Raw genomic sequence first — 22,274 nt, 5'->3', positions numbered from 1 at the left:
TTTATTCTCCTGCCACAAGTCTTAAAATTTTGATGCTTCGCTCTTCCACCGCTTCCGGGGTAAAAGCCCACTTAAGGCTGTCGCCAGCGGCCCACAGCGGCAGCTGATCTTTAATATTTGGGGACCGCGGATGCCCCGAAGCGCCTGATGAAATCACCCAGGTTGCGCTGTTTGGATCACTCATATCCACCGCCATGCGCATCGATGGCCCGCTGGTTACCTCAAAACTAACGCTGCCGTCATTCACCGCGGGTGAAAAGTTCATCGCATTCGGAATAGTCGCCCCGCCCGGCACACCGACCGGATCGGCGTTAAAGAAACTGCGGATCACACCCGGGATACTGTCAGCACCCATCACCCTGTGCGTGGGGGATTCCACATGCACTCTGCCCCACTCCCACGCGTTAATATCTGCGCCAAGCTGTTTCACAAGATCGGCTTCAGCTGCCGCAAACGCACGCAGCACCATATCGGGCGCAGTTTCTCGCGCAGCAGTTGCTTTGTCATCCCACAGTTCAGCTTCAGGGTCTGCGAAAGCGCGCACCAACAGCTCCATATTCTGCGCACCAGAGTTTGGCTGAAAGCCTGTGAACTCGTCTGCCACAGTGTTATTTAAAAGGTGCGCATACAGCGCTGCCGCAATAGTTGCGCCAACCGAATCTACTGTTGTGTGTGATCCTTCTGCAACCCAGGCCTGCAACAGCTGTTGCATCTGCTGTTGCCGTTTGGGCGCATCACGTAAATCTGCTGCGATGAAATGCTCACTCAGTTCAGCACCGTATGGCGAACGGTCGAGCAGCATAATTTTTTCTGCATCATGAAGAGTTATATCCCCCTTCGCAATCAGCTCTTCGATCCCTTCGCGGATCTGCTGCGCACGGTATCCCTGATCTGAGTATGAGCCGAGATAGGGGCCGAGGTCGCTCGGTGTGATTTGCTGGTTTGCTGGGACGATAAACCCTTCGGCCGGGTTCAACAGCGCAGGCATGTCTGCGGCAGCATAGTATCCCTGCCAGTCATAACGCGAATCCCAGCCGGGACGTGGCCAACGGCCGTCCGCACCGAGATTAGCAGCGCTTGGAATCTTCGTAAGTTGCGCGTCAGTTTCTGCAATATGCGGGCGCACGGGGAACCTTCCGGGCGCTTGATAACCAATGTCCCCACTCTTTGTGGCGAAGAGAATATTTTGCGCCGGCACAGCAAACAGTCGTGCCGCTTCTCGCACCTCAGAAACGTTAGTGGCACGATTAATCGCAAAAATCGCATCCCCGGTAATGTCCGGTTTCAAGGCAGTCCACTCGAGCGCAACAGAGAAATCTTCGGGTGTCGCATCGAGCTTTGCAACTCTTTCATTTGGAACTAACAGGTCTGACACAATTGGGCCGTGCACGCTCCGCCCAACGGTTACGTCATAGCTTTCACCGCCGGCCACATTGAAGGTTTCTGTCCAGACCTCGTAAGGCACGGCAGCCCCGTCTCGTTCATAAGTATTTTCATCGAGATTCTTTTCGACGACAAAGTCTGCAACATCACCGCCCAGGTTGGTCAACCCCCACGCCAGTTCGGCATTGCGGCCGATAATCACCCCGGGCATACCGGAGAAAGAAAAGCCGCTCACATCGATAGTGCAGTCTGCGCCAGATCCCACGCAGTGCAAGCCAATCTGATACCACACGGACGGATAGTCAATGCCAAGGTGCGGATCATTTGCGATTATCGGCGCCCCGCTCGCGGTGTGCTTACCCGAGATTGCAAAAGAGTTTGAACCTACGCCCTGGCCGCGGCCGAGAATCACCGGAATGCTACTCAGCACCGAGTGAGCGGTGTCTACAGCTGCAGCGCTGCTGCGGCCGAGTAGTTCAGCCTGTGCGGCAGCTGCACTGTCTGCGCCCTCATCGCTCACTGTCTTTGCAGCAGACGACACCACCGTGTTTTTCACAGGGGCCGGCACGGCCACCTGTAGCGGATCCGCAATCGGGTATTCTTCGCGCGGCCGTAGATTGCTGCCGTCTTGGCTTGGAATCACTGGTTTGTGGCGATCCTCAAGATAAGGGGGGAAGAGCTTCTCAACAGCCGCAACATCCTGCATGCTTTGGAAGGCTTGCAGCCGCAGCTGTTCATCTTCGATATTAGCTTTCAAATCCCAAGCCATCGCTTTTAACCAGGCTAAAGAGTCAACCCCCTGCCAGGGTTCGATATCTTGAACCGGCACGCTAAGACCTAAAACGGCATATTCATTAGCGATCTGCCACGGCTGCTTCCCCGCTATGTAGGCGTTCACCCCGGCCGCATACGCCTCATAGAAGGATCGTGACTCTGCCGAGATGAGATTCCATTCTTCTTCAGCGAGCGCGCGCCAACCCATAGTGCGGATCACAACATCCGCCTGCTTCGCGCTATCATTCCCGCCAACGAGTTCGGTTAGACGACCCCCGGTTAGATGCCGCCGATAGTCCATTTCAAAGAAACGGTCTTGCGCGTGTGTGTATCCTTGCGCGAAAAATAGGTCGGTGTCGCTGTTTGCGTAGATGTGCGGGATGCCGTTACTGTCGCGCTCTACGGAAACGTCGCCAGACAGCCCGGCAAGCTTCACAACTCCGTCGTGTTGCGGCAGCGGGGCGTGCACAACCACCGCCACACCACCAGCGACTACCGCAACAACAGCTGCTAGCAAGCTGGCTGTGATGATCGCGAAGTTTCGAAAACGTTTGCGCGCCGCCTTTGCCATACCACCCCTTAGTGATTGATCTTTGAAGTCAATTCTACGGGGCGATTGCAGCTTAGCTTTCGCGGCTCTCGATCTCCTGTCTTAAGACACTCATCAATACCCGCATCTGCACTGAATCAGCGTCGTCAGCCTGGGCTGCACCACCGTCAAGTGCGCGTGCGGCAAGGCCCGCCTTCGAGTCGATCAACTCAGCAATCCGCTGGTCGATCGTCTTTGAAGCAATAATGCGCCATGCGGTCACCGGCTCTTCCTGCCCGATGCGGTGCACGCGGTCGATAGCCTGTGTCTGTTCAGCGTCGGTCCAGCTCAATTCAGCAAGCACAACGTTTGACGATGCTTGCAGGTTAACTCCCACGCCCGCAGCTGAGAGAGAGCACACAATCACGTGCACCTCCGGGTCGGTTTGGAAGGCATCAATCGCCTTCTGCCGCTCAGTCGCACTCTGATACCCGCGAATTGAGGTGGTTTTGAGTTCGTGTTCGGCAAAGGCGGCTTCGGCGCGATCCATAACGTCGTTGTGTTTTGCAAAAAACACTACTTTACCGGCAGAACGGGCTAGCTGCGCAGCATAGTCAACCGCCAGATCGATTTTTGCGAGACCGATCTGCCGCACCATGCTAAATACGTTTACGCCATCACCCTGCTCGTCTGCTTCAAGTTCTCTAGCGCACACCATGCGAATGAGCTGTTCGTCACTGTAATCGTGTTCTTTTGCCACTTTACGCATGCGTTTGTAGCTGTCGTAAAGTTTGTTAGCAAGCTTGCGTTCGGCCTCCTGCACCCCGGGAGCCGCCGCATCATCAAGCTCAATCGGCAGGTCGATAACACGCTTGGCTGGAAGATCCTTCGCAACATCAATCTTCCGGCGGCGCACAACCCCGAGGTCGATAACCGCCTGTCGTGCCGCGCCGTAGAAAGCGCCGTCAGCCGGGGTTAAACCGGTTGCTTCCAAAGCTGAAAGCAGCTCTGGGCCGGGTTTTTCGCCGGCGGTCCAGCCGAGCATCTGCCAGATAGCGCGGAAGTCATCGATTGAATTTATCAGCGGTGTGCCGGTCAACGCGACGAGCAGTGGATCACCGCTGGGGGCTGCGTTCCGCACCCGATCGGCAAGCGCAAGCACGCTTCTCGACCGCTGTGAGGTGACGTTTTTAATCATATGCGCTTCATCAACAACCAGACCGTTAAAGCCGAAATCACCGAGCCACGACAGGTGGCGGCCCACTATGTCGTAGTTAATGACAAAGATATCTGCAAAGACATCAACGTCTTCACCATCGCCTGTGATAACACTGACGCGACGTTTCGGGGTCCACTTCTCAGCTTCGCGCGCCCAGTTCATTTTGACCACGTTCGGCGCAACAACAAGCAGCGGATACGAGTTAGCGACCGACGCCGCCAGCAGCGACTGCGCAGTTTTACCCAAACCCGGCTCATCGGCGAGCAGGAACCGTCGATGCCCGTCGCGGACGGCGGCAAGCAGTTTTGCCTGGTGCGGCATGAGCTCAGTATCTGCGGGGGCTATGCGATCGCGAACGGGAGCTTCTGGCAGCTCCATACTCGCCATACCGTGACCACCCTGCTCAAAAGCTTTCAACAGCGGTGAAATCAGCTCCCAGTTGGCAAGACGCACAACCGGCACCTCTTGGCTCTTCCGGTTTAACTGCGGCGCCAAAAACGGGTTTGCCAGTTTGCGCGCAGAAACACGTGCGGGCACAACCTGTCTGTCAACCAGCTCAGGCGCAACAATTTTTGTAATCGACTCTTGCGCTGGCGTTGTTGGCTCCTCTTCCGGAGCTTCAAGCCCGGCCTGGGTCAGCATCTTCCGCTTCAGGGCAATAGTTGCTTCAGTGATCGGAGCTTCCGGCTCTAGCAAAGGCAGCAGGCTCGGATCTTGCGCAACGGTCTTGGCGAGGATCCCCGCGATGCCGTCAAGGCGCTTCAAGGTTTCGGCGCGGTCTGCTGCAGAGATTTCTTGGTCGTCACGGACGCGGGCGCGCTCATCACGCATGATCAACGCCACGACGTGAAAGCGGGTGCGATTGGCGGGGCTGGCCTTACCGCGTTGCGCAGACGCTTCAACCTCGCGCACCGCTAACGCTAACTGGGGAATAATGCCCTCATTGTGGGCGTGTTTGCGCTTCATGCTGTGCCCAGACTTCGAGGTGCGCACAGAGCGGCTTTTTACTGTAGATGCCAAAACATCTCCTGTTTCGTAAACAAGCACCCGCGCAGTTTTAGCGCAAGTGTTCTGATATATCTGCGGGCCGTGAACGGCAGAGAAAGCCGTTGAAAATCACACGCCAGAAACGCAGGTTTATACTATATTAGCAGGTCGCGAGTCTGCTGGATGTCTGCTTCCATCTGCTTTACCAGGTCGTCAATGCCTGTGAATTTTGTCATCCCACGCAGTCGATGTTTGAATTCAACGGTCATCAGCTCGCCGTAAATGCTTCCTCTAAAATCGAGCAGGTGCACCTCAACCTGACTTGGCGCATCTGGGGTGAAAGTAGGGTTACCGCCGATAGATATTGCTGCCATATGGGTCTTGCCAGCCACATGCGCAAGACCAGCGTAGACACCATCAGCGGGGGCGAGCCCCTCATACTTCGGCTGCAAATTGGCAGTTGGAAAGCCCAGCAAGCGGCCGCGCTCGGCACCGTGCACAACCAGGCCGCGAATCCGCACGGGCCGTTCCAGTAGTTGTGCGGCAGCTGCAATATCCCCAGCGGCTAACAGCGCACGGATCCTGGAGCTTGAGACCCGCTTACCATCAAACACAACGTCTTCTGTTATATGCACTGCAAAGCCAAGCTCTCGGCCGAGCTGTGTTAATAACTCGACGTCACCGGATCCTCCCCGTCCGAAACGGAAATCTGCTCCCATCAGCACCTGCCGCGCATTCATCCCTTCGCGCAGCACCTTTTGAGCAAACTCCTCTGGCGAAAACTCTGACAGTTCACGTGTGAAGTCAACCATCAGTGCCGCGCTGATGCCGAGCCCTGCAAGCAGTTCGAAACGCTGCTCAGGGCTGTTCAGCGCCGGCGGGCAGGCTGCAGGATTCAACACCTTAAGAGGGTTCTCTGTGAAGGTGAAAACAGCAGGTTCTAGGCTGTGTTCTTTAGAGACGGCGAGCAGTCGCTCAATAATTGCTCTGTGTCCTTTGTGAATACCGTCAAACTTTCCGATCGTGACCGCTGTCGGATGCGTAAAAGCGTCTGCCGGCAGAGCTTCAAAACTGCGAAAACTACGCATCGGCGCGCTCCAGCCGGTCGAGTTTGGCAAGATAGTTAAGCCCTAAAATCGGCATTATCACTGGGAGGAACAGATACCCGCTGCCGAAGTGCGACCACACTGCGGGGTGGGCGAAAAATTCCGGCATCAAAAGACTTAGTGTGCCCACCGTAACGACCCCAATAATTTCAAAGATCGCTCCCGCTCGGGCAATATTGCGCCACACACGCCCACGCTGAAAGAGAGCAACCGTGATTAGCACATACACAACCGCCGCCACAGCCGAGAGGCTGTATGCCAGCGGCGCCTCCTCAAATTTTGAAATGATCTGGTAGACAGAACGCCCGGTTGCCGCAAGCGCGAGAATCACATAAATAATCTTTATAAGTTTGCCCAAGCCCCCGATTTTAGCCGCGTCTAAGCTCGCTTCGTGAGATGCCATAAGTTCTATCTTAGCCTTGAATTTAGTGCTGGATCACGCCCAGATGCCCCAAATAACGGCCATTCTGTAAACCATTACCGCAAGAGAGACACCGACAATTGCAAGCACCCCGTTCGCCCACCGGGTGCGATCAACAAGCGCCCAAACACCAGCGCCGATCGGCAGCGCAAACGCCACAATTAGGTAAAGCCAAAACTCCAGCAGGTCTCCCGCAGGAGGGTTACCCACAGCAGGAGCCACCAGCGCTATCACCACCTGGCAAAGCAAACCTACTGCGCTTAAAAGCGTGAGCCCCATAGTCAGATCGTTGGGAGCTTTCTTTAACACGCAGGCAGCGACGCACACAAGCGCAGCCAGCAGCGCAACGACTATCTGAGCTACTGCAAACCACTCAATCACCGCACAACCTCCTGCTGCAAAAACCCGGTAAGCACCCGCATTTTTCCCTTGCGGATCGCGACCAGCGCCACCAGTCTACCGGTCAGCGCTACTGCTGCTGCGAGCTCAGCGTCAGGCGCTGTCGTCTCTAATTGTTTGCCGTGCCCAAGCGCTATCGCTTCGTCCTGCTGCACCTTAACAACCGGAAATAGCTGTGCAGCAGTTTCCGCCGGTGAGAAACAGGGCAGATTTGCTGGGTCTGCTGCTTTACCGGCAGCCACTTTTTGCGCTTCAGCATCGAGAGTGTCTAAGCACACTGCGCTGTTTACACTAAACGGGCCAACGCTTTCGCGACGCAGCGCAACAAGGTGACCGTAAACACCGAGCGCAGCTCCCAGATCGCGTGCTAGTGCACGAATGTAGGTCCCGCTTGAAACCTCAGCTGTCACATCAATGTCGAGCACAGCGTCGCCGTTCTCTGTCTGCGCTTCTCGCACACCACCGAGTTCAAAACGGTGCACAGTAACCCGCCTAGCCTTAAGGTTAACTTCTTTCCCCTGACGCACCAGATCGTATGCTCGTTTTCCCTGCACCTTAATAGCGCTAACAGCTGTCGGCACCTGCATAATTTCACCGGTAAAATCAGCCATCGCGCGCTTCAGCAGCTCACGCAAGCGACTTTCGTCGGTTTTCACGAGAGCAGTCAACGCTGCGATATCTTTCGGCGCTGCGCTTCCTGTAACAGCGCCAAGACTGTCATCAGTAACGGTGGCCTGCCCCAAGCGAATTGTTGCGGTGTAAACCTTGTCTAACCCGACGAGATGAGTGAGCAGCCTCGTTGCCGAGCCAATACCGATTGTGAGCAGGCCCGTAGCTAGCGGGTCGAGCGTTCCGGCATGACCCACCTTGCGGGTCGAAAAAGCTCTGCGGGTGCGGGCAACAACATCGTGGCTTGTCCAGCCGCTTCGTTTATCAACGAGTAGGATCGCACCGGAGCCCACTGCCTCCGAAAGTGAATTAACGGGCATCGTCGGCGTCGATTACTGCGGTTTCACCATCCACAGACGCTGTTTGTTCTGCCTCACCTGCAGGTTTCTTATATGGATCGGCGTCACCAGCGTATTCAGCGTTGGCCGCTAATTCAGCCACCTCAGCATCACGCTGCTTAGCAGTGTTGAGCAAATCAGTCAGGTGCGCAGCGGTTTCTGGCAGCTGATCCGGAATAAACTCCAGCGTTGGGGTTAAGCGAGTGCCCAAGTTTTTTGCAACCTCGCTGCGCAGCATACCGGTTGCTGCTCGCAGAGCCTTCGCGCTATCTTCACGCTCAGCATCTGTGCCGTAAACGGTGTAAAAAACTGATGCCTGCTGCAGGTCACCTGTGACACGCACCTCAGTGATCGTCACAAAGCCCAGCCGTGGGTCGCGCAGGCCTTTTTCGAGGCGACGCGCAAGAATCTGGTGAATGCGATCTGCAACTTTTCCAATACGCGGGTTAGTCATAAATTTAAGCCTATCAATCTGCCAGTTTTTCGTATCTGATGATTTGGTGACATAAAGAGCTAGAGAGGGCTCACGGATTGTTTAGATCCGCGGAGCCCTCTCTGCGCTTAGCGCTCGGAGTCGCTAGCTGCGTGGTTTCTCAACCATCTCGATGGTCTCGATTTCATCGCCCACCTGAATATCGTTGTACTTGCCCAAACCGATACCTGCTTCAAAGTCGGTGCGCACCTCGGTGACATCGTCTTTAAAGCGGCGCAGTGACTCAATCGCTAGACCGTCGGCGATCACAACACCCTCACGAATAACGCGAGCCTTCGCGTTTCTGGTGATGGTGCCCGAACGCACGATAACACCTGCGATATTGCCGAACTTGCTTGAGCGGAAGATCTCGCGGATCTCGGCAACACCCGACTGCACCTCTTCGAACTCTGGTTTCAAGAGGCCCTTCAGAGAGTTCTCGATATCGTCTATCGCGTTGTAAATAACGTTGTAGAACCGAATATCGACGCCCTCACGCTGAGCGAGCTCGCGAGCTTTCACATCTGGGCGCACATTGAATCCGACGATAATAGCGTTATCGATTGTCGCCAAGTCAACGTCAGAAGCGGTAATCGCACCAACGCCACGGTGCAGAATACGCAGCTGCACCGTATCGTCGATTTCAATCTTCATCAGTGACTCTTCAAGAGCTTCAACCGCACCAGAAACATCACCCTTGATGATGAGATTGAGTGACTCAACCTTGCCATCTTCAAGTGCCTTGGTGAAGTCTTCAAGGCTCATACGCTTACGTGCCTTCGCAAGCTGTGCATTACGCTCAGCAGCCTCACGCTTTTCAGCGATCTGGCGTGCTGTGCGATCTTCATCGGTCACGATGAAGGTGTCACCAGCACGCGGCACCGAGCTCAAACCCTGCACAGCAACGGGGCGTGACGGGCCAGCCTCAGCAACCCGATTACCGTTCTCGTCGAGCATCGCACGTACGCGACCGTAGGCGGTGCCGGTCACGATAGCGTCACCTACGCGCAGGGTGCCTGATTGGATAAGCACGGTGGCAACCGAGCCTCGACCCTTATCTAGGTGCGCTTCAATCGCGATACCGCGTGCATCTTTATCAGGGTTTGCACGCAGGTCAAGACCGGCGTCGGCGGTGAGCAGAACAGCATCCAGCAGCTCAGTGATACCGACATTGTTCTTTGCAGAAACGTCAACGAACATAACATCGCCGCCGTATTCTTCTGCAACAAGACCAAACTCGGTTAACTGTGAGCGCACCTTCTGTGGGTTTGCTTCAGGTTTATCAACCTTGTTTACCGCAACCACAATTGGCACATTGGCCGCCTTCGCGTGGTTCAACGCTTCAATTGTCTGCGGCATGATGCCGTCGTCAGCTGCAACCACAAGGATTGCGATATCGGTGACCTTTGCACCACGGGCACGCATAGCGGTGAACGCCTCGTGACCTGGGGTGTCGATGAAGGTAATCTTGCGTTCAACACCGTCATGCTCGGTCGCAACCTGGTAAGCGCCGATGTGCTGCGTAATGCCACCCGCTTCTCCCGAAACAACGTTCGCGTTTCGGATGGCGTCGAGCAGGCGGGTCTTACCGTGATCAACGTGACCCATAACGGTTACTACCGGCGGGCGTGGTGCCAGATTTTCGTCATCCTCGAGCGCCTCTGCCTCAAGGTCTATGTCAAAGCCCTCAAGCAGTTCGCGATCCTCTTCCTCTGGGGAAACAACCTGCACCTTATAGCCGAGCTCTTCACCGAGAATCTCGATGGTTGCCTCGTCAAGTGACTCTGTTGCGGTTGCCATTTCACCGAGGTGGAAGAGCACAGTTACCAGGTTTGATGCGCTGGTTTCGATCTTCTCTGCGAAGTCTGCGAGAGAAGCACCACGGCGCAGACGGATCGGAGTATTGCCGTCACCGCGCGGTACCTTAACGCCGCCAATTACCGGCGCCTCCCGCATCTCAAACTCTTGCCGCTTTGCCCGCTTTGACTTACGCGCTTTGCTCTTTGAGCCGCCTCGACCAAACGCGCCTGCGGTGCCGGCACCACGGCCGGCACGCCCGCGACCACCGAAACCACCAGCTGGCCGGGGAGCTCCTGCGCCGCCCGGACCACCTGCGCCCGGCCGGCCAGCCCCACCTGGGCGACCTGCGCCACCCGGACGACCAGCGCCTGGACGGCCAACACCGCCCGGGCGACCTGCACCTGGGCGACCAACACCGGAGCTGCCGGGACGTGGCGCCGCTGGCTTCGGAATGCTACCCGGGTTGGGGCGCTGCCCCATGCCCTGGCTGGACGCAAACGGATTGTTGCCCGGACGCGGCGGGCGCGGAATGCCCATACCCTGGCTGGATGCAAACGGGTTATTGCCCGGACGCGGTGCACCAGGCTTTGCAGCACCTGCTTGGCTCGCCTTTGGGTGCGCCGGAGCAGGCTTTTTAGCTCCCGGCTTAGCAGCTGGCGCAGGCTTTGCTGTGGCCGTGTCTGCTGCCTTCGCGGGGGCCGGTTTCTCAGGCTTTGGTTTTGCAGGGCCCGGCTTAATAGCGCCCGGCTTTGGCGCGGGCTTCTTTGCTGCCGGTTTTGCCGCGGTTTTTGCCTCGGGCTTCTGCGCCGCAGGCTTGTCACCGCTGTCTCCGCTGTCGGTTGCAGCTTTAGCCGCGGCCGATTCGGTAGCGAGAGCCTTTTTAACTTCCGCTGCCACCGGAGGTAACACTGTTGACGATGGTGATTTTACATACTCGCCAAGCTCTTTCAGCTTCGCAATCACCACTTTGCTTTCGAGACCCAGCTCGGAAGCAATTTCGTGAATTCGTGGGTTTGCCACTTTTCTCCTGTCTGGGTTCGCGCCCAGACAGGGCGAGAACCTTTATTTCTTATTGACGGAACTCATCGTGAACCGTTCATGAGTGATCCATGATCAATTTCAACCTGTTCTCTAATTGGGTAGTGTCGTCTATCTGCGGCACTCGCAAAGCCCGCTGGAAAACCTGGCGAGACAGTGCTCGATTCACACACTGTGCACTACGGTGCAGCCAGCAACCGCGCCCCGCAGCATCGCCACGTTCATCGATTACCAGCGCTCCATTGCGCGCAACAACGCGTAACAGCCGGGAACGGTCATCCCGTTTTCGGCACCCCACGCACGTGCGAACTGCTTCCATCTTACCAGTCCCCGCAAACCTTTAGCTGGACGGCCCAGCAGTCTCTGCCTTTATGACTCCATCACAGAGTCGGCTTGAATATCAATCTTGGCGCCTGTGAGTTTCGCTGCAAGACGCGCATTCTGCCCTTCTTTACCGATAGCGAGCGACAGCTGGAAGTCTGGCACCAGCACGCGCACCTTTTTTTCCTCAGCGTTAAGCATGAAGACATCAGAGACCTTTGCGGGCGACAGAGCGTTTGCGACGAACTCAGTAAGGTCGCTCGAATAGTCAATCAGATCGATCTTCTCTTCACCCAACTGGCTCATCACGGCGCGCACACGACGCCCCATTTCACCGATAAAGCATCCCTTGGCGTTCACCTCAGGTCGGTTCGAGCGCACCGCAACCTTTGACCGATAGCCAGCTTCACGGGCAACCGAAACAATCTCTACGATTTCCTCTGCCAGCTCTGGCACTTCAAGCTCAAACAAACGCTTCACCAGCCCCGGGTGGGTGCGTGAAACAGTTACCTGTGTGCCGCGCAGACCCTTTGAAACTCCGGTAATGTACACGCGGATCCGACGCCCGTGCGGATACTCTTCACCCGGCACCTGCTCCTCTGGTGGCAGAATCGCCTCAACATCTCCCAGATCGACATGTACCATGCGCGGATTTGGCCCCTGCTTTACAACGCCAGAGATCTGCTGACCTTCACGATCCTTATAGTGTCGCAACACGGCGTCATCTGACAGTTCACGCAGGCGCGATGCGATTACCTGCTTGGCTGCGTTAGCCGCGATCCGACCAAAGCCTTCCACATCTGCAACAACCTCACCGGTGTACTCACCATCTTCGTTGTATTCTTTCCGGAAAACACCAAGATCGCCGGTTTTCTGGTCTAGCTGCGCACGCACATCAGAGTCTTTTGGTGCGTCGAGTTTGTTGTTAACCAGGTGCTTAATGTAAGCGGAGGCCACTGCTTGCTCAATAATTTCTGCCAGTTCTGCGATTGGAATCTCTGTCTCAGTAGCCACTGCTCGTAGTTCTGTAACTTCAATGCGCATAACGCCTCCCTTATTCAGCTGTAAACCTCGGCTCGCGAGACTAATTGAAAGATTTAGTCTAGCAAAATAGTTTTAATGCCGTGCTGTCAGACTCGCCTGCGGGCTCTCAGTCTCGCGGCCGGATGAGTCTGAAGTCTGCGTGTTTGCCGGCGCTGCTCCCTTAGAGTTTCGATGCACTTCCGCGATGATCGCCGACACCGCGGGGCTACCACGATCTAGATACCCGCCACCGACCTCACCAACATACAGTGAGTGTGATCGCACCGAATTACTGTCGCCCCAGGCGTTCACATTAATCTCTGGCGCATCAGCCAAATTTCGCGGATCGGTTGGATGGCTTCCGAAAGTTCTGCCTATTGGAGCGATGACATCTGCGGGCGGAGCTTGGCGGCGCCTCCAATATTGCGGGTCACTTGCGCTTTCTGCAGTCTGCTCTCGTGTAGCGTTCTTCGCATTCCAGTTTTTTGGATTGGGTTCGGCTGTGGCTGACAGCAGCCTCTCGGTGCGCAACTGTTCTCGTTTCACTCCCCTAGCTAGACCCGCTGAACCGATGGTAAAAACTGCGGCGATTTGCTTCCCCTCATGCTGTAACGCCTCCGCGGTGACAGTAGTGCCGTATGAATGGGGCACGATCGTCAGCTGCGCTTGCGGGTTTTTAGAGGCGAGATCGCTCAAAAACCTGCTGAGCCCAACCCCACCAACCTGCGCCCGCGTCATGCCCGGTTCTTCAAAAAGATCCGGTGAGTCATACCCCAGCCATGCAACATAGCTTGTGCACCCACTTGCTTCTGCGACGCTGAGCCGCTCCTCCGCTTGCAGTGAACGCACTGCGTCTCCCAGATTGTCTATGCCCGCCAGGTTACTGCCCATACCTGGCACAATAAGCACAATCCGTTCCGCTGTTTCCAAGTTCCCATAGGCTACCGCGCCAACAAGTTGCCGATTCTGCCGCCCAAGAGACAGCAGATTTGCATCGGGATTGTTTCGCAAGTGCTGCGCAAGTGCCCTTAACTCAGTTTTAAACTTTATTTCGCTCAGCCCTGTGCCGCTGAATCCCATCTCTCGGTGCGCACGCCCTGGATCACTCAATGCCCGCAGTAGCAAAGTTAAAGGAGTTTCAGTGCTGGTGCTGAGATTTTCGCTGCGAGCCAGTGCGGTTGCTGTTCGGGTGCCGGTATTAGTCTGAACGGGGAAGATCTGTGCGGGGATCCGACCAAAATCCTGGGCGTTCACAGCAGCCAACAGCTGCGCAACCGCGCCACGATACTCGGCACTAATTTGCATCGCCTCGACAATTTCCAGCTCGACCGCAGCCCCTGATTCAGCAGCTAGCCGCCTAGCCACTAAGTTTTCAACAGAGTCGATAAAGACCTCAAGTGCGCTCGCAAGCTGCTCAATCGAGTGCATGAATAACTCAATTTTTGATGTGATCTCACGCTCATGCACTTCCAGCAGCTCTCCAATAGCTACGGATCGCTGTCCGGTGAGAAGATCAACCGCCCAGCGCTGTTGCAGTTCCGCCTCATAAAGTCGGTCAGTCAAGCGGCAAAGTTCTTCTCGATTTGTAACGGCATAACCAATAACAGCAGAGTTTGGAAGCGCGCCCACGACTGCGCAGTCTTGACCGATCATTTACGCGTCTCCAACCTAGCTGTGACACTGTCGCCAGCCGCCACGTCAACTGTATGGAACTCTGCAAGCACAGTTTCCACGACCTGCGCGCACCCCTGCATAGCTTCGGTCAAGGCTTGTATCCAGCTCTGCAACGACTGATCTAACTGCGACACCAAACTAGCATCCAGCACCTCTGACAGCAGAGAGCCCAGCCCTTCAAAGGAAAACTGAGTGCAGCCAAGCGATGCCTCCCCATCACGCATACGGTGCACATAACCCGATAACATCTCTGGGTCTAAAAAGATGCCATTCATACGCGCTCCCCTACGACGGCCGCCGTTAAGACGACAGCTTTTACGAGATCGTCAGCCCCCGCAGCGCCACTGTTGCGCCCCGCCTGCACCACTGCCCCTCCGGGGATTAAAGCAATCTGTTTTGCAATTCTGGCGCTCACCCACTCCGGCGGTGCGCTAGTCTCGCTTTGCGGAATCCACACCCGAAAATCGGGCTCTTCTCCGGCTGGCAGCAAGCCGTACGGTAGTCGCCCTGCGGTTGTGCAAATGAGCATAATTGTGCGTTCTAAACGCCGCGCCTCTCGCAGCTGACGCACCCAGTCGCTTGTAAGAATTCCTGCGCTCAAGAGGTTTTCTTTTACTATCACCAGTCGCGCAGACTCTGGTGGCATCTCCACGCTAGACACTTCAAAAACGTGTTCTGGTTTCAAGCAGTGGTGTGCAATTAACGCTGTCACGAAGTTTTCTTGTAGCTTGGGCGCACCCCCAAAATGCACTAATCCGTGACGCGGAAAACCGGTTACCGCATGGGCCACAAGCGCAGCTCCCAGAGCTTCAAACTGCAGCGCATCACCAAGTTTTGTCGTAGCTTTAAGAAGCGGCCAGAGTGGTGTGGGGGTGGATCGCCAACTGCCGCATCCTTCTGGCTCCCTGAGCTGTATCTGTTTTACATCCGGCAGGTAAATTGCCCGCTGCGCTGGCAGATTTGCCACACTGCCACGCAATTTAGGTGGCAGCAGGTGCGCGAGCGCAACGTCTACCGTGCTCGATTGCAGCAAAAATATGTGTCTTAGTTTGTCTCGTAATCTTACGGGGATACTGTGCGTGCTGCGCATCCCAACAAGCACTAGATTAGTCGGATCAGAAAGCAGACTCTGCAGTGCTTCGATAATAAGCTCAAAGGCAGCACCTGCGTTTTCAAGCACTCGATTGAGATCCTCAATTACAACCACACAAAGCTGATTCTGTTGTTTGATCCAATCTAAAAGTCGCAGAATTTGGTGTGCATCATCAGCTTCAGCAAAAGCGATGCGCGAGTTAGACGCCGGAACTTTCATGGCACTACTCTGGCCACGAATGATGGCACCACGAAGTTCATCGCGTCTTTCTAATTGCGATGCTGCAAGGAGCGCCTGCAGCGCAGTCGCTCGCGCGGCAGCACATTCTGCTACGACAGCGCAGTTGCCGCTTAAGCCTTCCCAAAATGTCATGATCTTACGTTGCCGCTCTTCCGGCAGTTCGATGATGCCGATAGCGTCTTCGGGGATTCCTGATGCAGCACCAGCAATCTCCTGAAGTTTTGCTCGTGTGAGACACAGCGGCATCTCCTGCACCCAGGTCAATTTTTCCGGTCGCTGAAATTCTGTGTCAGACAGTCTGCTCATCACTCGCACTAGGGCCGCAGCCAGCGATACTCCATTTAAGACGAGGTGATTCACCGATAAATTAATGAACCCGGCCATACTGCCTCCGGCAGCGCGCACAAAGCCCACACCTTTGTCTTCCTCTGTGAGCCGCGCAGCCTCTGCTCCGCCGAGCAACTCTCTGCTATCACCCTCAGAGGCGACACGCATAGCAAACAAAAGTTGGATGTTAGCTCTTGTTCGGTCGTTGATAACACCTCCCGGTTTTTGTGTCGCTAACACTAGGTGAATACCGAGTGAGCGTCCACGCTGTGCGAGATCTTGTAGTGAAACCTGCAGTTCGGGGTGCTGCTGCAAGAGGGCAGCGCACTCATCAATTGCTACCACCCAGATCGGCAGTGTTTCAGCAGATCTGCTATTAAAAACTTCTATATCACTTGCCCGCACGCGCTGCAGCAGAGTTTCTCTGCGCACTATTTCACGTTTTAACCCGCCAAGCAGTCGCTCTCCACCATCGTTAGCGAGATCCGTCACCAGCGCTATAGTGTGCGGCAGATCCTGTAACTCACCAAAGGTCGCACCACCTTTAAAATCTGCAAGTAAAAACTGTACGATCTCTGGCGAATTTCTGACCGCCATGCCGAGCAGCAGAGACTGCAGCAACTCTGACTTACCGGATCCGGTTGTTCCCGCGATCAGCGCATGGGGGCCCACTTTTGCAAGATCAAAGCCGCTTACTCCTCTCTCGGCGCACAACACAGATAGACGTAAATCAGGTTTTTTGTTTTTCCATCGGGCGCTCACTGCACTAACAACGCCTGCTGTACTAAAATCAGTCAGTTCCAACAGTTCTAATGCAGAGTTCGCTTTCTGCTGCCCCGGGTTAGTCTCCGTATCCGCATTTTCCGACCAAGCTAACCTGCTCAGACTGCGCACGACCTGTTTTACGGTGTTATCGGTGATGCTACGACTTAAAAACTGGCGGGTTTGGTAGTCCTCTTCCTCTAATACCAAGGTATTGATGGTCTCTCCCAGCCAAACACTGTTACCGAACGCTGAGCTAGCTTTCTCAGCGCAGCACACAATCACTAGGCTCTGCCCTGATAGAGCAGCAAGCTCCTCACACTTTGGCACAAACGCCGCATCCCCTATAAAACAAATCAGTAGCTGCGCTTCACGCCACTTAGCAGTGTGCGGCAGAGCTGAAAACCAATATTTTTCTAGCAGAGACTCGCAGCCGATGAATTGAAACCCAACTCTGCTCGGCGCATACGCGACTGCGAGTTGCAACACAAGCTCTGCAATGTAACTTGCACGCGCGCATTCTGCGCCTCGAACAGCTAACTTCGTCTCATTTTTAAGTTTCAAAGTTTGTTGTCGGCATACGGTTTTTCTGCCCACCAAAGTCTCATCTATTAGACTCTGCAGCTCAGGCTCAATTCCCGACTGTTTAAGCAGTTTAGGCAGTTGCGGGTGTTTCTTCTCTACAAGGCCGAGCGAGCAGGCAACCGGGCCACACTCAGTGGTTTTACGCCACAGCTTAACCGGTTCTGCCTCTAAAAATTTGCTGAGAGCAGGGAGATCAAGCTCATCTCTCCTGACGAGGGTTTCGACACCGCGGTCTAGTGTCGACAAAAACAGTTGCCACTCAGCAGCAAATTTTTCTCGCACCGCCCTGTGCTGCCGTTTAAACCGTCTACGGCTCTCTAGCAGCGACCCAACCAGCATAATTGGTGAGAGAGCTGTGAATATCAGCATCGTCGGGGTTTGCAAGACCAACCACAATAAACCCGCAAGAACCAGTGGTGCCACCCACGCGTATACGGGCATACCTTTCGGTTTTGCCACCTCCGCTATGCGCGGGAGTTCCAAGACTGGTAGCGACGCAGCAGCTGCTGTGGGTGGCAGATCACTGCTATCTTGAAACTCTGTCGAGACTAGCTGTTGCGTGTCGAAATCCGCTAGCGGCTCAACCGCCACCCTAACACCGGCAACCTCGAACAGAGATAGCTTGGCGCTGTCAGCTTCGTCTAAATCTGCGCGTAAGTCGCTCACAGGTATTGAGTTAGACAGTCGTATCTTAACTGCAGTGCCGACTTTAATCTCAGCGACAATAGCTGGCACCGCATCACAGTCAGCCGCTGCTGTTACTGCAGCTGGCATCAGGGTGCGGGCAACATCAATATCTCCTCTGCCAAAACCGACGGTAAAGCTTCCTTTTGGCAGCAGGTACGATTCAGTTTCAGAAACCGTCAGGAGCGCACCGCCAATCAACCGCACACCGGGCGGGACCTTATTAGAATCGGGCAGACTAATCTCAAAACCACTAAGCCAAGGATGATCAGCTACGAGGCTCGCGCCGCTCACACAATAGCTATTGCCAGAGCCCGGATCTTTCACCACAAGCCCGTGCCCCAAAAGAGCGGCAGGGAATTCTTCCGAGCAGTTTTGCCCTGCCGGTACTGCCAGTTTTAAGCCGGATCCTGATTCGGAACCTAAACTCTGCTGCACAAGAGCCTGATTAACGTCTGCAACAGTAGTGTTGGCTGCAAACTCAAGCAGCACAGGCTCTAGATTACCGGATGCTTTTCGCAAAAACACCGTGCATCGCATAAGCGCCTCCTTAAGCTATGCGCGCTGCAATGTTTTGATCTGTCTCCTGCATAATCATCGCGGTCTCGCGCAAAAACGACTGAATTTCTGTCAGCTGTTCGATTACTGTGCGGGCACCGTCGCTATATGATTCATACGCTGCAGCAAATCTTCCCGACGCCACATCCGTGACAAAACCTGATGTGATCAAGTTCTGCACCTGAGATCGCAGTGCGGTTAACCTGTCGGTTATTTCGGCGCGCCCCGCTTCCAAGTGTGCGGCAGCCGCTTCAAGCTCTTCATAGCTCACACTAATATTCATTAGTTTCCCTTACGGTCGAGGGCACGGCCGTTTGGTTAAACATCAATCTAACAGCGCCAAAAATTGTGCAGCAGACAAAATAAAATCTGTGGATAACCGCAGCCTAAAGCGATTATCCACAGATTAAAGCTAGCGGTCTACTTTTGTAGAGATTACGCAGTTGCAAGCCGCTGCTGCACCACCGCGGCCACCTCAGTCAGCGCCACTTTTTCGCGCTCACCCGTGCGACGGTTACGGATTTCAGCAAAGCCCTCTGCTGCGTCGCGGCCAACAACTACGATAAACGGCATGCCGAGGAGTTCTGCATCGCCAAATTTGACACCCGGCGACACTTTCGGACGATCATCGAAAAGCACTTCAACTCCGGCTGCGTCAAGTTCCGCAGCAATTTCTTCAGCCTTCTCAAACGGCAGAGACTCTTTACCGGTCGCAACTAAATGCACCTGATACGGTGCAATAGCAGCTGGCCAGATTAGACCGTGCTCATCATTATTCAACTCTGCGAGCGCCGCAAGAATTCGAGTCACACCGATACCGTATGAGCCCATAGTCACAGTCTGCAGCTTGCCATTCTCGTCAAGCACCTTTAGCCCAAGCGCTTCCGCATACTTCCGTCCAAGCTGGAAGACGTGACCAATTTCCATACCCCGCGCTGTTGTAATCGGGCCGGAGCCGTCCGGCGCGGGATCCCCGTCAACAACGTTTGCAACATCTATCACACCGTGCGGCTCAAAATCACGGCCGCACACGAGAGAGTGCACGTGTTTATCAGCGGCGTTCGCGCCGGTGATCCAGCTTGTGCCGGTAACAACACGCGGATCCACAAGATATTTGAGTGAGCTTTGACCGCCCACCCCAAGCAGACGCGTCGCGCCATCAGCAGGGCCTATAAAGCCTGCAATCAGTTCTGGGTGCCCCTTTAAATCAGCCTCGGTCGCCTGCTCAATTTCATAGCCCGCAAAAGCCACTTCGAGACGTTTCTCATCAATCTGCCGGTCACCCGGAATACCGATAACCACAAGCTCTCGCGCACCGTGCGCATCGGTCAGCGCTAAAACAATGTTCTTTAGTGTGTCGCCAGCTTCCCACGCACGCCCGAGCAGCTGTGGCACAACCTCATTAGTGTGCGCAACAAGCGTTTCAATCGTGTTAGTTCCCGGGGTGTCAAAAACCTCTGCCGCAGCCAACTCAGCGATTGGGCGCTCCTTACCCGCAGGCGCACGATATGCTTCGACGTTTGCGGCATAGCCACCGGCTGAGCGCACGAAGGTGTCTTCACCGATCGCAATCGGCAGCAGGAACTCTTCGCTCTTTGAGCCGCCCATCGCGCCCGCGTCAGCGGCCACTATGACATATTCCACGCCGAGGCGGTTAAAAATACGCTCATACGCGTCACGCTGCCGCTGATAGGAGTCTGCAAGCTGCTCATCAGAGATACCGAATGAGTAAGCATCCTTCATTGAGAACTCACGCCCACGCAAAAGCCCAGCTCGTGGACGCGCTTCATCTCGGTACTTATCCTGGATTTGATAAATTTCGAGCGGTAAATCTTTGTAAGAATTCACAATGTCTTTTACAAGCAGCGTAAAGACTTCTTCGTGGGTTGGGGCGAGCAGGTAGTCTGCCGCGTGGCGATCCTGCAGACGGAAAATCCCATCGCCGTACTCTTCCCAGCGCCCGGTTGCTTCGTAAGGATCGCGCGGTAACAGTGCCGGAAAGTGCACCTGCTGCGCGCCCGCAGCACGCATTTCTTCATGAATGATGTTTTCGAGCTTTGCTCGCACACGCAAACCCAGGGGCAGCCAGGCGAATATACCCGGAGCTTGGCGGCGAATATACCCCGCACGCACCAGCAGTTTGTGACTCACAACCTCAGCGTCAGCTGGATCCTCACGCAGGGTTTTCAGAAAATAGTTTGAAAGGCGATCTAGCACCCTTCTATGTTAGCTACTCAGAGACCTTAGTATCGGTCAACCACCGCAGCGGGATTTCGATGAGCACCTCTGCCCCGCTGTTTTCCTGGTTGCGCCACAGGATACTTCCGGCCAGCTCACCCTCAATCAGGGTGCGCACAATTGAAGTGCCGAGCCCGTTACCGACACCGTTATCCGGAAGTCCTATACCGTCATCACTCACTCGCACACGCATATTATTCTCATAGCGGCTGGTTTCGATGCGCACTGTGCCCGGGCGGTCGGCGAGTCCGTGCTCAACAGCGTTGGTCACCACCTCGGTGAGCGCGAGCGCAAGCGGCGTCGCATACTCAGACGGGATCTCACCAAATTTGCCCTCTGTCTCTAAAGCAACCTTGGTGTTGTGCATGCTCGCAACTTCCACGGCCAGGCCGAGCACCCGCTCAAAAACCTGGTCAAAGTTAACGATCTGTGCGACTCCGGATGCGAGAGTGTCGTGCACTACCGCAATTGCCGCAACCCGGCGCATAGCCTGACCGAGCACCTGCTTCGCCTCATCACTTTCAGCCCGTCTAGACTGCACTCGCAACAGGGACGCCACGGTCTGCAGATTGTTTTTTACGCGGTGGTGAATTTCGCGAATGGTCGCATCTTTCGTAATCAGTTCCTGCGCCTGCTGTTTAATATCCGTAATGTCACGGGTGAGGATAATTGCACCACAGCGTTCCCCACGCACAACAACCGGGATAGAGCGCATAGTAATCGTGCTGTTGCGCGCTTCCAGATCAACACGACTTGCAATTTTTCCGCCGGCGACCAGCGGAATCGATTCGTTTGTATCCATCGCGCCCGCCACGATATCGGCGACAACATCGGTCAGCACTTCGTCTTCAAGCTCGGTGCGAAAACCGAGGCGAGAAAAACTGGTTAGGGTGTTTGGGCTGGCAAACTCCACCACTCCGTTGGGGTCGATCCGCATAATTCCGTCGCCGACTCGCGGAGCACCCCGCAAACGTCCTTTCTGGCTGCCCTGATGCGGGAATAGGCCTTCGCCGATCATCGCCAATAGGTCTGCTGCGCTCTCACGATATGCCTGGCCGGCACGCGATGCAGCCAGCGTATCACCCGGCGCTGCATGCAGAGTTACCACCGCAAAAGGCCCTATGCGTTTGCCAGTTTGCGGATCCCGCCGACTAACCGGATACGCTCTTAACTGCATCGGCGCTTCTTCATACCAGGTCAGTTCTTTAGCCACTACAACGGTGTTGTCACCGATAACCGCGTCAGCAATCTCAGCCCAGTCACGACGCATAAAATCACCAACGACATCACGATAGAACATTGTGAAAAGGCCGGTTGGGCGACTGTGCCGGACAGCGAGATACTCACCCTCCCCTGTGGGCACCCACAGCACCGCATCGGCAAGCGCAAGGTCAGCAAGCAGCGACCAGTCTATGACTAGGAGCTCAAGCCAATCAATCTCTGGCTTAGTGAGCTGGGTGTATTTCTCAGAGAGTCCTCGCAGTGATAGCACACTCTCATTAAACCATCGTGAACTGTGTGTTTCTGTCGGCACACGAGGTTAATAAATTTGGGTATTTAGACCTGCGCTTAATTACCTGTTGGACTAGCCCTCTGCAGGTCTTATCATGAAATTCCCTAACACTCCCCTTCCC

16 protein-coding genes are annotated in these 22,274 nt (G+C 55.2%); all 16 read right to left on the bottom strand.

Annotation, left to right across the window (positions count from 1 at the left end; translation table 11 throughout):
- Position 1 precedes the first annotated feature (1 nt).
- The 16 genes from HCQ99_RS05670 to HCQ99_RS05595 all read right to left on the bottom strand — a co-directional run bounded on the left by HCQ99_RS05670 (position 2) and on the right by HCQ99_RS05595 (position 22,132).
- A complete protein-coding gene (locus HCQ99_RS05670; protein WP_166987191.1) occupies positions 2–2,728 on the bottom strand; it encodes a penicillin acylase family protein in 2,727 nt (908 codons plus the stop codon).
- A 52-nt stretch (positions 2,729–2,780) separates the two neighbouring features.
- On the bottom strand, positions 2,781–4,871 hold the full coding sequence (locus HCQ99_RS05665) for a DEAD/DEAH box helicase (RefSeq protein ID WP_166987626.1): 2,091 nt from the start codon (positions 4,869–4,871) through the stop codon (positions 2,781–2,783).
- Between the two features lie 176 nt (positions 4,872–5,047).
- Entirely contained in the window at positions 5,048–5,980 is a 933-nt protein-coding gene (locus HCQ99_RS05660; protein ID WP_166987188.1) for a bifunctional riboflavin kinase/FAD synthetase, read from the bottom strand.
- Positions 5,973–6,401: a hypothetical protein gene (locus tag HCQ99_RS05655; RefSeq protein WP_166987185.1), complete on the bottom strand. Its 429-nt coding sequence runs from the start codon at positions 6,399–6,401 to the stop codon at positions 5,973–5,975. The genes HCQ99_RS05660 and HCQ99_RS05655 overlap by 8 nt, the downstream gene beginning before the upstream one ends.
- Positions 6,402–6,434: 33 nt before the next feature.
- The gene (locus HCQ99_RS05650) at positions 6,435–6,800 is read right to left on the bottom strand and encodes a hypothetical protein (RefSeq protein WP_166987182.1); all 366 of its coding nucleotides are present in this window, start codon (positions 6,798–6,800) and stop codon (positions 6,435–6,437) included.
- Positions 6,797–7,807, bottom strand: a complete 1,011-nt coding sequence (gene truB / locus HCQ99_RS05645; RefSeq protein ID WP_166987179.1) for a tRNA pseudouridine(55) synthase TruB — start codon at positions 7,805–7,807, stop codon at positions 6,797–6,799. Before truB ends, HCQ99_RS05650 begins: the two co-directional genes overlap by 4 nt.
- Positions 7,797–8,279 (bottom strand): 30S ribosome-binding factor RbfA, encoded by a 483-nt coding sequence (gene rbfA, locus HCQ99_RS05640; protein ID WP_166987176.1) that lies wholly within the window; start codon positions 8,277–8,279, stop codon positions 7,797–7,799. The genes truB and rbfA overlap by 11 nt, the downstream gene beginning before the upstream one ends.
- 123 nt (positions 8,280–8,402) lie before the next feature.
- Positions 8,403–11,117: a translation initiation factor IF-2 gene (gene infB / locus HCQ99_RS05635; RefSeq protein WP_243854524.1), complete on the bottom strand. Its 2,715-nt coding sequence runs from the start codon at positions 11,115–11,117 to the stop codon at positions 8,403–8,405.
- A 76-nt stretch (positions 11,118–11,193) separates the two neighbouring features.
- Positions 11,194–11,454 (bottom strand): YlxR family protein, encoded by a 261-nt coding sequence (locus tag HCQ99_RS07055; protein ID WP_166987173.1) that lies wholly within the window; start codon positions 11,452–11,454, stop codon positions 11,194–11,196.
- Positions 11,455–11,504: 50 nt separating this feature from the next.
- Positions 11,505–12,500, bottom strand: coding sequence for a transcription termination factor NusA (nusA, locus tag HCQ99_RS05625; protein WP_166987170.1), 996 nt, complete (start codon positions 12,498–12,500; stop codon positions 11,505–11,507).
- 72 nt (positions 12,501–12,572) lie between these two features.
- Positions 12,573–14,132, bottom strand: coding sequence for an alpha/beta hydrolase (locus HCQ99_RS05620; RefSeq protein ID WP_166987167.1), 1,560 nt, complete (start codon positions 14,130–14,132; stop codon positions 12,573–12,575).
- Positions 14,129–14,428 (bottom strand): hypothetical protein, encoded by a 300-nt coding sequence (locus HCQ99_RS05615; RefSeq protein ID WP_166987164.1) that lies wholly within the window; start codon positions 14,426–14,428, stop codon positions 14,129–14,131. Before HCQ99_RS05615 ends, HCQ99_RS05620 begins: the two co-directional genes overlap by 4 nt.
- Positions 14,425–18,384, bottom strand: a complete 3,960-nt coding sequence (locus HCQ99_RS05610; protein ID WP_166987161.1) for an FtsK/SpoIIIE domain-containing protein — start codon at positions 18,382–18,384, stop codon at positions 14,425–14,427. The genes HCQ99_RS05615 and HCQ99_RS05610 overlap by 4 nt, the downstream gene beginning before the upstream one ends.
- Before the next feature lie 10 nt (positions 18,385–18,394).
- Complete coding sequence (locus tag HCQ99_RS05605; protein WP_166987158.1) at positions 18,395–18,685, bottom strand: WXG100 family type VII secretion target; 291 nt, start codon at positions 18,683–18,685, stop codon at positions 18,395–18,397.
- A 152-nt stretch (positions 18,686–18,837) separates the two neighbouring features.
- The gene (locus tag HCQ99_RS05600) at positions 18,838–20,619 is read right to left on the bottom strand and encodes a proline--tRNA ligase (protein WP_166987155.1); all 1,782 of its coding nucleotides are present in this window, start codon (positions 20,617–20,619) and stop codon (positions 18,838–18,840) included.
- Positions 20,620–20,632: 13 nt separating this feature from the next.
- On the bottom strand, positions 20,633–22,132 hold the full coding sequence (locus HCQ99_RS05595) for a sensor histidine kinase (RefSeq protein WP_166987152.1): 1,500 nt from the start codon (positions 22,130–22,132) through the stop codon (positions 20,633–20,635).
- Between the last annotated feature and the right edge of the window lie 142 nt (positions 22,133–22,274).

The sequence above is a fragment of the Canibacter zhoujuaniae genome (assembly GCF_011752015.1).
Taxonomy (GTDB): domain Bacteria; phylum Actinomycetota; class Actinomycetes; order Actinomycetales; family Microbacteriaceae; genus Canibacter; species Canibacter zhoujuaniae.
The sequence above is the reverse complement of the archived record's forward strand: the minus strand, read 5'-3'. Positions and strand labels throughout refer to the sequence as shown.

Bases quoted from the DNA above. Each gene is read 5' to 3' on its own strand.
- HCQ99_RS05615 (WP_166987164.1), bottom strand. From the start codon at position 14,428: ATGAATGGCATCTTTTTAGACCCAGAGATGTTATCGGGTTATGTGCAC.
- HCQ99_RS05665 (WP_166987626.1), bottom strand. From the start codon at position 4,871: ATGAAGCGCAAACACGCCCACAATGAGGGCATTATTCCCCAGTTAGCG.
- HCQ99_RS05670 (WP_166987191.1), bottom strand. From the start codon at position 2,728: ATGGCAAAGGCGGCGCGCAAACGTTTTCGAAACTTCGCGATCATCACA.
- nusA (WP_166987170.1), bottom strand. From the start codon at position 12,500: ATGCGCATTGAAGTTACAGAACTACGAGCAGTGGCTACTGAGACAGAG.
- HCQ99_RS05620 (WP_166987167.1), bottom strand. From the start codon at position 14,132: ATGATCGGTCAAGACTGCGCAGTCGTGGGCGCGCTTCCAAACTCTGCT.
- HCQ99_RS05605 (WP_166987158.1), bottom strand. From the start codon at position 18,685: ATGAATATTAGTGTGAGCTATGAAGAGCTTGAAGCGGCTGCCGCACAC.
- HCQ99_RS05610 (WP_166987161.1), bottom strand. From the start codon at position 18,384: ATGCGATGCACGGTGTTTTTGCGAAAAGCATCCGGTAATCTAGAGCCT.
- HCQ99_RS05655 (WP_166987185.1), bottom strand. From the start codon at position 6,401: ATGGCATCTCACGAAGCGAGCTTAGACGCGGCTAAAATCGGGGGCTTG.
- rbfA (WP_166987176.1), bottom strand. From the start codon at position 8,279: ATGACTAACCCGCGTATTGGAAAAGTTGCAGATCGCATTCACCAGATT.
- truB (WP_166987179.1), bottom strand. From the start codon at position 7,807: ATGCCCGTTAATTCACTTTCGGAGGCAGTGGGCTCCGGTGCGATCCTA.
- HCQ99_RS05660 (WP_166987188.1), bottom strand. From the start codon at position 5,980: ATGCGTAGTTTTCGCAGTTTTGAAGCTCTGCCGGCAGACGCTTTTACG.
- HCQ99_RS07055 (WP_166987173.1), bottom strand. From the start codon at position 11,454: ATGGAAGCAGTTCGCACGTGCGTGGGGTGCCGAAAACGGGATGACCGT.